The sequence below is a fragment of the Bowmanella yangjiangensis genome (assembly GCF_017255015.1).
GTDB lineage: Bacteria > Pseudomonadota > Gammaproteobacteria > Enterobacterales > Alteromonadaceae > Bowmanella > Bowmanella yangjiangensis.
This window is the reverse complement of the sequence record NZ_JAFKCS010000163.1, coordinates 1-1740: the sequence shown is the minus strand read 5'-3', so window position 1 is coordinate 1740 and position 1740 is coordinate 1. Positions and strand designations below refer to the sequence as shown.

Annotated in this window: 1 protein-coding gene; it reads right to left on the bottom strand. The window is 59.4% G+C overall.

Going from position 1 to position 1740, the window contains the following annotated elements; translation table 11 throughout:
* Positions 1-656: 656 nt before the first annotated feature.
* Positions 657-1740 (bottom strand): DUF1329 domain-containing protein (locus J0A65_RS22920; RefSeq protein ID WP_206596614.1); only part of this gene is annotated, 1084 nt, incomplete at its 5' end.

The following is a 1740-nucleotide window of genomic DNA, read 5'->3' as shown; positions in this document are numbered from 1 at the left end:
ACCCAAGCCAACCGATGCGGTCGTATCGCTTCCTACGCAGTCCCTGGCTCAGCGAGTGGGGCGCCAGGCCGTACCGCTCCATGGGCAGCGGTGCGTGCGGATTGTCGGCATCGAGCATCGGTGGAGGACGATGGGGGTGGTGTCACCACGTTGAGCCCGGTATAGGCGTGGCGCTACGCTGATTTCATTGCGTCCTTTCCCGCATCGAGTCGTTGCTGTTGACCCCGTTGCTGACCGGCAGACCGAGCACATGCTGCATTGCACCTGTTTCCGTGATGTCCGTTCTCTGTGGGCGACTCGCGCATGGCGATGCCTGGGTAGGCGTTTGTCGATCATCCAGCTGGCGAAGGCGACCGAGGTCTCGTCGAAGGGCCGCTACAGCGCTCTGTTCCACCCTGTGATCGGCTGCATGTGCCCCACGACCTTGAGTGGCGATGCTGGTCGCTGCGGAATACCACCAGGTCAGGGAGATGTGTATGGGCAGGGCATCGACGATGGCTGAGCGAAACCATCCAGGGGAGATGGCAAGGCCTTACCGAGCGATTGAAGGGGCGCCCGAGTGGTACGAGCCGTTCTGACGAGCAAGGCCCGGACGCACTGCGGCCAGGCCTTTGAAGGACAAACCATGCCCTGTCAGCACGGTTTGAGGAGGTGTCTCAGCGGGTACCCAGCTTGCGCAGGTAGGAGGGGGTAAATTCTTCTGCGGGGAACTGGCTAACGTTGAGCAAGGCTGGCTTCTGCTCATCGAGCAGGCGATCAACCAGGTAAGAGCCCGCAATCAGATCATGATAGATACCCAGACGTGCATGAAGCCGCTGGATATCGTAGGCGTAGATTGTGGCCTGCATGTTGGTGCGCCAGAGCAGGCCGCGGCCATCGTAGTTGTCGGCCATGATGGCGGCCCAGCTATCCTCGTCGAGGTACATCACGCGCTTGGCATAGATATGCCGTGCCCCGGCCTTGAGGGTACCCTCCAGCACCCAGACGCGATGCTTCTCGTAGCGCATGAGTTTGGGATCGACATGACCGTTGACGGAGAGAATCTGATCGATGGTCACCTCGGGTGCATCGATGCGGTAGTTATGGTAGGGGATGAACAGCTCTCGCTTGCCGACTATCTTCCATTCGTAGCGATCCGGCGAGCCGTTGAACAGACGATCCTCGTCGAAAGTGCGAAAACCGCCAGCCCCGTTCGGAGTGTCGTAGCCGACCGTAGGTGCCCGACGTACGCGGCGCTGGCCGGGCGTGTATTGCCAGGCCTGACGCTGTTGACTGTAGCTGTCGATGAACTCGTGGCCGACGATGATCTCACCTTTCTTGCGCACCGGAGCCAGGCTTTCCGTAAAGAAATTGACGAATGCGCCATTGGCATTTTCCAGCGAGTAGTTGGGGTCTGACCATATTGACTGGATCTTGTAGGTGAGCTTGTCCGTGACGCGGTTACCGTCGGAATAACGCACTACCTGAAGGTAGTTGGCTTCCTCGGTGGAGGCGCCACCGCGCATGGTGTGGTTGAACAGCAATTCGACGCCGCTCTGAGGGATGGGAAACGGTGAAGCTCCCCAGGCATTGACGGTTTCGTTGCCGTTGTTTGCCACTTCGGCGTTCAACGCATTTGTCTTGATGAGCTTCTCTAGGAGGGAGTCAGTGCGAAAGTCGCGGTGGCTAGGGTAAATCGGCATGCGGAAGCTTTGCGGATAACGCTGGAACAGGGCCTTCTGGCCGTCACTGAGGTGCTCG